The sequence below is a fragment of the Crenothrix polyspora genome, assembly GCF_900163755.1.
GTDB lineage: Bacteria > Pseudomonadota > Gammaproteobacteria > Methylococcales > Methylomonadaceae > Crenothrix > Crenothrix polyspora.
Genome location: NZ_FUKI01000054.1, coordinates 1 through 9,700 on the forward strand (window position 1 = coordinate 1; position 9,700 = coordinate 9,700).

Annotated in this window: 7 protein-coding genes; 2 read left to right on the top strand and 5 right to left on the bottom strand. The window is 43.4% G+C overall.

What is annotated here, in order from left to right:
• Positions 1-190: 190 nt before the first annotated feature.
• The 5 genes from CRENPOLYSF2_RS03310 to corA form a co-directional block, all read right to left on the bottom strand.
• A complete protein-coding gene (locus CRENPOLYSF2_RS03310; protein ID WP_087142550.1) occupies positions 191-2,308 on the bottom strand; it encodes a cytochrome-c peroxidase in 2,118 nt (705 codons plus the stop codon).
• 49 nt (positions 2,309-2,357) lie between these two features.
• Positions 2,358-4,496 (bottom strand): cytochrome-c peroxidase, encoded by a 2,139-nt coding sequence (locus CRENPOLYSF2_RS03315; RefSeq protein WP_087142544.1) that lies wholly within the window; start codon positions 4,494-4,496, stop codon positions 2,358-2,360.
• A gap of 24 nt (positions 4,497-4,520) precedes the next feature.
• Positions 4,521-5,642: a M12 family metallopeptidase gene (locus CRENPOLYSF2_RS03320; RefSeq protein WP_087142545.1), complete on the bottom strand. Its 1,122-nt coding sequence runs from the start codon at positions 5,640-5,642 to the stop codon at positions 4,521-4,523.
• Between the two features lie 282 nt (positions 5,643-5,924).
• On the bottom strand, positions 5,925-6,548 hold the full coding sequence (locus CRENPOLYSF2_RS03325) for a hypothetical protein (RefSeq protein WP_087142546.1): 624 nt from the start codon (positions 6,546-6,548) through the stop codon (positions 5,925-5,927).
• A gap of 147 nt (positions 6,549-6,695) precedes the next feature.
• Positions 6,696-7,337 carry a copper(I)-binding protein CorA gene (gene corA / locus CRENPOLYSF2_RS03330; protein ID WP_087142547.1) on the bottom strand — a complete coding sequence of 214 codons (642 nt, stop codon included), beginning with the start codon at positions 7,335-7,337 and terminating at the stop codon, positions 6,696-6,698.
• Positions 7,338-8,087: 750 nt separating this feature from the next.
• Here corA and CRENPOLYSF2_RS03335 point away from each other — a divergent pair.
• Together CRENPOLYSF2_RS03335 and CRENPOLYSF2_RS03340 are read left to right on the top strand one after the other, a co-directional pair.
• Positions 8,088-8,600 carry a TlpA family protein disulfide reductase gene (locus CRENPOLYSF2_RS03335; RefSeq protein WP_087142548.1) on the top strand — a complete coding sequence of 171 codons (513 nt, stop codon included), beginning with the start codon at positions 8,088-8,090 and terminating at the stop codon, positions 8,598-8,600.
• 28 nt (positions 8,601-8,628) lie between these two features.
• The gene (locus tag CRENPOLYSF2_RS03340) at positions 8,629-9,588 is read left to right on the top strand and encodes an Lcl C-terminal domain-containing protein (protein ID WP_087142549.1); all 960 of its coding nucleotides are present in this window, start codon (positions 8,629-8,631) and stop codon (positions 9,586-9,588) included.
• The last annotated feature ends 112 nt before the right edge of the window (positions 9,589-9,700 follow it).

Sequence of the window (9,700 nt, forward strand, 5' to 3'; positions counted from 1 at the left end):
TTCGTTTACAAAAACGAAAATTATATGACATTTCATTGGCTTATTTTTTTGTCATGTACAGAGCTAAATAATATATACGTTCTATGTTTTGAGGTCAGGCTCTGCGTGATTGTCAGGCAGAGCCTGACCTCCATTTAGTGTAATTAATGTGATATAAAAACGCTGCAGGTGTAATTAGCACTTGTATTGATTACGGTTCAAGATAATCTTCAAAGGCTTTTAATGCACCTAACGCGGCATTGCGACCTTTTTTACCCACGGCAGGTACCGTTAACCATAAATCTTCTGCTTGTTGAAGATGATTAGGATCAGTAAATTTACTGTGCCCGTGTGGTACACGTAATTGTGGATGATCAAACGGGGCTTTCTCCCAGCGTACCCGTTCATCAGTAAGCGATTTTAAAAATGCCACCAAATCGGCTTTTTCTTGTGGGCTAATCGGTTGTTGCAATACTAAAGCAGCAAAATGGGCATCATTATTAAAATTTCCACCACGGAAATAAAAATCCACCACCTGCTCTAGGGTTAACAAACTGCCGTTGTGCATATAAGGTCCAGTTAACTCTACATTACGTAACGACGGCACTTTAAATGCGCCTTGGGTGGCTACAAAAGCTCTGCCAAACTTGCCTTTTTTAACCTCAGTCTGCCAGATGGCGGCGGTTGGTATTTTTGCATACGGTGCATGGCTGCATTTACCGATCACGTAAGGATCATTTCTTAGTTCATTGGCCTGATAATCGTCGGTAAACGTCTTATTAAAGTCACAAGCATTCAGGGCTACTGGATCATTAAGCGGCTTACCTGTTAACAATTGCTGTGCGTATTGGCCACTAAAAGACAGTGGATTGCCAAAAGGATCTTTACCACCTACGCCCAGATCGTTATTCTCTGGTGTAACACTGGTATTAAAATAACCCTCGTCCATAAGTGGCTTTAACGTGCCTCGGTGCGGAATAAATGCGCCGTTTAACAAATCCCGATTAACCAAACGCAGCGAAGAAAAACCTTTAAAAGTCCTAAATACATCAGGGTGTGCGGCAGCCGATAATGTGGGGCCGGTATGACATACATTACAACCGCCATCCAAAAATACTTTTAAGCCTCGGCGCTGCGACGTATTCAGTCCTTTAGGCATATGTGGAAAAACGCCCGTGTCACGCGGCGTATCAAAAGGGCTTTGATCGGACACCAATGTTTGTTGATAAAGCTGTAAGGCTAAGCCTAAAAATAAAGAAAAATTCGCCTCCATATGATTATACGGCGCAGCATTTATGGCTGTCGGGCTACCAAAATCACCTGTGCCCGCCCAATAGCGTGGTGCAAAAGCGGTTTTTATCAGACGTTGATAAGATACTTTAAGACCTTTGCCAGATGAATGGCGCAATCCGGCTAATACACTGTCTTCAGAGTGTATCTGTTGACTGGCCAAAGCGCGGCGCAGTAATAATTTACGGGCAATGCTTGGAAAGCTGCGTTGTTTGCAACTCATTTCAGAATCGTTAAGTCCAGGTGCAACGGCTTGGGAGGCCAACGAGGCATTTTCCAAGCGCAGGCTTTGTTTTGTGACGCGGCCATCTTTATTTTTTACCCAAATACCGGCATACACATCGCGCGCCCCATAAGGTGATACGCCATTAAAAATATTATTAGCGCGGCCATCCCAAAAGTTACGAAAATTAAAACCGGCATTGATCACGCTGGGTACGTGTCTGTCTTGGACTTGGCGAGCGTTAACTGTGCCAACATGAAAAACAGCGTCCTTAATTGAAGCGCAGTCATCTATTGCGCTGCCATTTTGCGCTAAGCCATTAAACAAACTTAAAAACACCCCCGATGAAGACACCACATCATCGGTGTTAAATAACACTTTGGAATCTTTATTCAGCGGATCGGCCAATTGGTACAGTGGAAAATCACTGCGTTTGAGGCTGTAGTTAACCCCGCCCACGCTACCGGAAGCCATTTTTTGAAAGCTTTTTCCGGTTACTAATTTATTAAATTCGCCGGTAGCCAATTGATTTTTAACACGGGCATCTGCGCCCGCATGAAAATGACACGAGGCACAGGCTATGCCATCACTGCCTACCGCGCTGTCCCAGAACAGCGCTTTACCCAAGGCAATAGCAGCAGTTTTATTAATTACAATAGGCGTTTTGCCATTGAGCAAGCCCGGTGTAACAGGAATGGCAACACCTTTTAAGGATAACGGTGTATTGCCTTGTGCGCTGGCTTCATTTGCCAGTACTGCCGTCAACAACACAACAGCACGGGGCAAAGCCAGGCTGCGAAAGGTTTTGACTGGCATCGGAGCATGATGGCCACTTTTCATAATATACCTTTTTTAGTGGATAGACTCAGGGCTTAAGATAGGTTTCAAAGGCTTTTAAAGGTCCTAATTTGGCATCACGGCCTTTTTTTCCTATCGCAGGCAAGGTTAAAAATAAATCTTCTGCCTGTTTGGTATTTTTGGGGTCAACTCGCGTGCTATGCCCATGAGGAATACGTAATTGTGGATGGTCAAACGGTGCACGTTCAAAACGTACCCGTTCATCGGTCAGTGATTTTAAAAACGCCACCAAATCCGCCTTATCTTCCGGTGTAATCGGGCGGGCGGTCAATAATCGCGCAGGATGCGCAGCGTTGCTAACATTGCCACCACGGAAATAAAAATCCACCACTTGTTCCAACGTTAGCAAGCTGCCGTTGTGCATATAAGGCCCCGTTAATTCAACATTGCGTAACGTAGGTGTTTTAAATGCACCGTTAACGGCAACAATATCCCTGGCCAGCTTGCCTTTTTTCAATTCGGCCTGTAATACGGCAACTTTCGGTATTTGTGCGTAAAAGGCTCGCGTGCCACAACTGCCGCTGATGTAAGGATCTTTTCTCAATTCCGTACTTACGTACTCGTTTAAAAACAAACCGTCCATGTCGCAGGAGTTAATAATTATGGGATCATTGAGCGATTTACCCGTTAACAATTTTTGTACATACTGTTGGACAAAAGACAGCGGATTACCAAAAGGATCGCGCCCTCCAATCCCTAAATCATGGTTGTCTGGGGTAACGCTGGTATTAAAATAGCCCTCGTCCATGAGGCCTAGTACGACAGGATCGCCGCTTAAGCCACCGGTAAAAGTTTTGCGATTGACCAAGCGTAGCGATGTATAAGCAAAGGCGGGGTTAAATAAATCAGGATGGGCGGCCGATGATAAGGTGGCACCCTTATGACAATTTATGCAGTTAGAACTCATAAATACCCGTAAGCCCCGCGCTTGTGGCGTGGTTAAATCTTCGGGGAATTGTGGATTTTCACCAGGGACTCGCGGGCTATCAAAAGGTGATTGATCAGAAATGAGGGTTTGCTGATACAGTTGTAATGCCAAGCCAAAAAATAACGAAAAATTGGCTTCCATTTGATTATAGGGCTGGGCATTTTTTGCAACTGGACGACCAAAATCACCGTTGCCAGACCAATAACGCGGTGCGAAGGCGGCTTTTATTAAGTCTTGATAAGAAGCGATTAAGCCTTTACCAGAAGTCTGTCGTAATCCCCCTAACACACTGTCTTCAGCGTGTATCTCTTGGGTTGCTAATGGGCGATATGACAATAGTTTGCGCCCGACATCAGGAAAGCTACGCTGGGCGCAGGACATTTCGGTATTGCTGAGTACCGGCGCTACCGCTTGTGACGCAAGAGAGGCATTTGCTAAACGGAGAGTTTGTTTGCGGGCTTTGCCATTGCTCATAATCCAGACACCCGCTTTGCTATCTCTTGCGCCAAACGCGGAAACTCCATTAAAAATATTATTGGCGCGGCCATCCCAAAAATTACGAAAATTAAACGCGGCATTAATCACACTGGGGGCTTGCCTTGGTAATGTTTGTCGGGTATTAACAGCACCGCTATGAAAAACAGCATCTTTTATTGAAATGCAATCATCAACGAGACTGCTGTTTACATTTAAGCCTTTAAAGCGATTTAAAAACACCCCGGACGATGTCACCACATCATCCGTGCTAAATAACACTTTAGCATCTTTTTTAGCAGGATCGGCCAGTTTGTACAAAGGAAAATCACTGCGTTTAAGGGTGTAATTGACCCCACCCAGACCACCGGATGCGGTTTTTTGAAAGGTTTTCCCCGTTGCGGTTTTATGCAACGAACCTGTTTCTAATTGATTAGTAACACGGCGATCAGCCCCCGCATGAAAATGACACGAGGCACAGGCCATGCCATCACTGCCTACCGCGCTGTCCCAGAACAACGCCTTGCCTAAGGCAATAGCGGCAGTTTTATTAATCACAATAGGCGTTTTGCCATTGAGCAAACCCGGTGTAACAGGGATGGCAACACCTTTTAAAGACGGTGGCGTGTTGCCTAGTGCGCTGACTTTATTGGATACCAATACCGTCAGCAAAAAAACACCACCCGGCAAAATCAAGCTGAAAAAAGGTTTGCTGAGTATCGTAAAATGCTGACGGTTATCCATACTATACCTACGGTTAAAATGCTTTTATGGTCTTGGTTTAAAGTCGGTGGGCTGTATCCTACTCCAGGTTTTTGTAAATACACCCGGTGTTTTAGTTTCTTGTAACGTTGCCTTCAGAATTTGATTGACATGCCCAGAGGCTGAAATATAGCTCATTTCTTTAAGAACTAATGCACCGGTTTTGCTGAGTGTTGCCGGAGATTTGGAAGGCTTGTGTGTTTCATTGAGCGTATCTACTAATCGGAATTTATTGTCTTCGCCAAATTTCCAAGTACTTTCGTAAGCTTTACCATCGTAATGATTAAGACGCGGAATGGTTAATATCCGTGAACGTGAATCGTAACTGGGTATTTGGCCGTAGTGAACTCTGGCGGCCAACATATCAAGGCTTGTTAAATTGGTTCTTCCTGCATACCCAGTTCGGCAATAATTCATCACAGAATCAGTATCGTAATCTGTAAAATAGTTATTACCCGACAGTGTAAACGGGCCAACGGCATCAGCGGGCGCAGGCGGATCTAAATGGCATAAGCTAAGATCATCGAAAGTACCATCATCTCGGTGATGCTCATGGGCTAAACCTAAGACATGGCCAAATTCATGAATGACAGTAGATTTAATACACAGTGCGAGCGCCTTGTCATCCGGCAGACTTGGGTTATTGGCTTGACATGCCGCGTATAAATTGGCAGAAGCGCCTTGTGTCATGCTGAAATTTAGTAGTGTAACGCCTATTTTGCCATCACCTTCTGTGCCGAGCGCGGCTTGTGGCGAGTATTCATTATCTACCGCCGTAATCCGAATGCCTTGAGCGTTTTCTGTACAGACACCCCAACCGACAAATTTTACTAATGTTTGCTTTTGCCAAGAATTAGTAAGCGTCACCCTGGTGGCGTATCTGTCTACTGGGGATAAATCTGTCAGATTTTCCCAGCATACCGGTATTTTAAAATAACCTGATACCGGATCAATCGGCCAAAGTGCCGTGTCCAGCGTGAAGGCTTTAGGTCGTTGTAGATTTTGATAAATATCACCAATAACATAGCGTTGTACCGTGTCTTTTTGAGTGGTGGATATTTTATGCGCTTGAGCGTTTAACGGGAGTAACAGCGGAAATAGCAGGTAGCAGGCGGGTGTTAATTTCATAGATGATTGAGGTTGAGGTTGAGATTGGTGCGGCAAGGTTGATAATGACTGGGGATTGCGCTGTAAGCTAGTTTTCAAAGTATTTACTGATCTCAAGATATCTCCTGAAATCAGCCCCTGTTTCGCCTTAAAAACAGGGGAAATTTAAAGACTGGCGATTATTTGAACTCGCTATTTAAGACAGGACAGTTTTAAAAAGCCGTTCGTGGTGATGTCGAGCCATAAGCCACAAAGCCGTCGACAAGCGGGACGAACGAATGTCCCGCCTTACGTGGCTAGCTATTACTTGCCCTTAGGCATCACAGTGATCCACGCTTTAACGCTGTTAGATTTCAGAATACGACCTGTTTTTCTTTGGTCTTCTTTAACAGAAATTTCAATAGGGAAGGTTTGACCCGCGTATTCAGGTTCGTTTACTTTCCAGGTAAAGTGAAATTTAGAAACATGGTTGCCGTTAAAAGCCGAAGGTTTTGAAGGATTAAGATCAGGTCCGTCAATTGTATAAGTGTCTGCCTCTTTGTCGGTAACAGACAACGGTATGATCAGCGCTTTACCACCTACCGAAACTTTAAATTTAGTGGCGGAAATTTTTAGCACCGGCGCGGTATCAGGCGATATTGGTTTAGGATTAATTTGTTTATCCAATGCTGTCCATATCGGCAATCTTTGTGCATCGCTGAGTTTAAAAATAGCTTTTATTTTATCTGCAATAGCCAGAGATTGGTTTATGGGGAACTGTTCTATTAAGCCTGGAACAAATTTTTTACTGCGTGTGCCGCCCACATGGCAATCACTGCACGTAACAGCATGTGCAGGCCCCATGTAAACTGGATGTGCCCAAACGCTAGTGGACAAGCCTACTGTGGCTATTGTTAATACGCTGCTTAAAAGTATTTTTTTATTCATATCTAATAGTCTCTTGTCTGGGTAACGTAGTTGTCATTTCGAAAATAACAACTACGCCATCTCAGTCGCTCAATGAGCTGATTTTAGTGTACGCACCTGCTGTGCAATAGCAGCGCAAGTGTGGCTGAATGTTATTGGCGCAACGCCTTATTTAACAATTACTTTTACTTTAACAATGTGCTTTATGGCTTTGTTAATAGTAGGCGCTGGCTTGTAACCACCAGAAACAAACTCATACAAGCCTGTGAAGGGCGCTTTAAATTTAATAACCAATTTACCAGGCACGCCATCATTTATTTTTTTAAAGGTATTGGTGATTAAATCGCCTGCTACGTCTGCAACCGCACCATCGCCATCATAGCCGTGGGTAATATATTTCATCACAATGTCACCCAAAGGCTCACCGGTGTCATCGTTGCTTGCGCCCCATTTAGCCATAGTGGCAGTTTGTGTTAAAGCCACATCAGGAATGTATGAATTGTCCGCAGTATCATCAGCGCCACGGAAATAAACGGTAGAACCCGGGTGAAAACCTGTTTCGCTAGATGTCATGGTAATAGTAACCACCTGACCTTTTACAGCGTTAAACGTACCCCAGTCAGAACTGTGTACCCAGCCTAAATCGCCAAATTTTGGATCGCTCCAGCCACTGGCTCTTACTTCAAAATTGTCAGTATTCTTTTTCATATCAAAATGAAAAACAGTAGAGGCTTGTGTGGTTGCCTGGCTTGCAGAAACCGATATTAAACTGATAACAGCGGCTGACAATAAAGTGCTTATAGTTTTCATTGAGGTGTTCCTTGGTAAAGTTAGGTTATTTAAACAAGTGACAGATTGGTGCTCTAAACGCATTAGCGGCATGTTATTAGTTGAACTGACAATAACACGAGCTATCACGCGCACAATTTATTAAGCATTTACTATGCCAAGAACCAATTAAAAATAAAATCAATAACTTAAGATTACACAAGATTTTAAAACGTGTGATATGACCTATTGTTACTCAAAAATGTGTCATATCACCCATTTTTTAATTTAAACCATTGAAATATAACATATATGATTTATTCGTACGGCAAGGTGATTTTATAGGTGCTTTGGTTGGAAAATTAAAATAAACGCTATTAATCAAATTGTTATTTTTATAACGTTATTTTGTACTGTGGTTTTTTACCCAAAATGCTTTTAAAAAAATAGGGCATATGACACAGTTTAAGCAGAGGCTTTAATGCATGCAGTGTTGATTAAACTGCACTTAATAGCTTGGCATAAAATATGCTTTATTTTTATTGAGGATAGACAGGATGAGCGACTACTCAGGATTCTTTAGGTGTCATCGAGCGGTATAGATTGTGATAAGCCTGTTAAGCCATGAGCCAATTAGCTGCTCATACTTAAACCCACCATAACGATACGATTTGCCATTCAATCGGGTTACTTATTTCAAGGATGAGCGGTATCTGTGCAATACGGATGCCGAGTAACCCGCTTTTTTTATGGAATGTATTATTGAAAATTACATAAATTTGTGAAGAAAACATGAAGAAAAATAATAATAAATCACCCTCGTTGGCTATGTCCATGCTGATAAATTCCGCCTACTTAAGTGCAGAAGCTACCGAACTTGGAAATCCTGCGCCGCAGTTTATTTTACCCACACTGCAACAAGACCACAGCGTCGCCTTAAAAGACAAGCTTGGAAAAGTTATTTATTTGGATTTTTGGGCTTCTTGGTGCGCACCTTGCCGCAGTTATTTCCCTTTATTAAACGTGTTACATGAAAAACTGAAAGCGCAAGCGTTTGAAGTGATTGCAATAAGCCTGGATGACAACAAAGCCAAAGCTGAGAAATTTCTCACTGATATTCCCGTTAGCTTCAGCGTTTTGCACGACAGTGACGGCGAATGGTCGGATCAATATGTTATTGAGTCGATGCCCACCGCCTTTATTATTGATCAACAGGGTATCGTACAGCATATTCAACAAGGGTTTTCAGTGCTGGATATGAATGCTATAGAAACTAAAATTACTGAATTGTTAGCGAAAAACTAGCGGTATTTGTTAGCTAACGGACGTTTTTATGTATTTCAGCATTATCCGTTTTTTATGTGTGCTGTACATACTAATAACAACTATCAGCTTTGCGCAGGCGTTACCTGCCAACGGTAAATCGGTCGGTGTCTTACACGTCAGTTTGCAAGGTGGCAGTAATTCGCGTGTGCAATGGTTAGCGCCATCTGCTACCACGTATAAAATATGGCTGCAAATTCCCGCCGGTAGTACAGCCAGTAATGCCAAGTACCAGCTACATCTTAAAGGCAATGCCGCAGCTAATAGCGTATGTTCCAGCAAAAATAAGCGACAGCCTTGCTTTGAGATCACCATTAATCAGGCGGCTCATCAAGGCAAATGGCTGCTGTTAACGCAACAAAGTGCTGGCCAGCTAATAAATCAATGGGCATTTGCTAAAGGCGGCTATGTGAGCGTAAATGCCAGCAATGTTCGTACAAACCAGCAACTGGGTACTGCCGCCATCAGTTTTGAAGACATGGTTGTTGATGTAAATATTGGCAAACGTTACGGCGGCGGCCTTGTTTTTTATGTTAATAACACCGGCAAGCATGGTTTGATAGCAGCAGCCACCGACCAAAGCACCGGCTTGCAATGGTATAACGACGGTTTTTACAGCAATGCCAATGCAGATAACAATGCGATTGGGGCAGGAAAAACCAATACGGCGGCCATTATTAAAAGCCAAGGCGTAGGGTTTTATGCCGCTAGTTTGTGTGATCGCCTGATATTGAATAAGTACAACGATTGGGTCTTGCCCTCAAAAGATGAATTAGCGCTCATGTATAAAAACATCGGCAAAGGTGCTGCTGGCTCATTAAAAAATATCGGTAAATTTAGCAACCGTGGTTACTGGAGTTCATCAGAATACGACAACGAATCCGCTTGGTATCAAAGCTTTGCCGACGGCGGCCAAGATAAATATGACAAATATGGCGGCTTTGCTGTGCGAGCTGTGCGGGCTTTTTAAAAGGTCAGCTGGTAATAAAGGCTACCCACATAAGACGGGACAGTTTCAGGTTAAGGAACGCGCACGAAATAACTTAAGCAAGTTCATGCTTCGACAGGCTCAGCACGAACGG

Excerpts from the sequence above, each read along its gene's own strand:
- CRENPOLYSF2_RS03310 (WP_087142550.1), bottom strand. The coding sequence starts at position 2,308 with ATGCCAGTCAAAACCTTTCGCAGCCTGGCTTTGCCCCGTGCTGTTGTG.
- CRENPOLYSF2_RS03315 (WP_087142544.1), bottom strand. The coding sequence starts at position 4,496 with ATGGATAACCGTCAGCATTTTACGATACTCAGCAAACCTTTTTTCAGC.
- CRENPOLYSF2_RS03320 (WP_087142545.1), bottom strand. The coding sequence starts at position 5,642 with ATGAAATTAACACCCGCCTGCTACCTGCTATTTCCGCTGTTACTCCCG.
- CRENPOLYSF2_RS03325 (WP_087142546.1), bottom strand. The coding sequence starts at position 6,548 with ATGAATAAAAAAATACTTTTAAGCAGCGTATTAACAATAGCCACAGTA.
- corA (WP_087142547.1), bottom strand. The coding sequence starts at position 7,337 with ATGAAAACTATAAGCACTTTATTGTCAGCCGCTGTTATCAGTTTAATA.
- CRENPOLYSF2_RS03335 (WP_087142548.1), top strand. The coding sequence starts at position 8,088 with ATGAAGAAAAATAATAATAAATCACCCTCGTTGGCTATGTCCATGCTG.
- CRENPOLYSF2_RS03340 (WP_087142549.1), top strand. The coding sequence starts at position 8,629 with ATGTATTTCAGCATTATCCGTTTTTTATGTGTGCTGTACATACTAATA.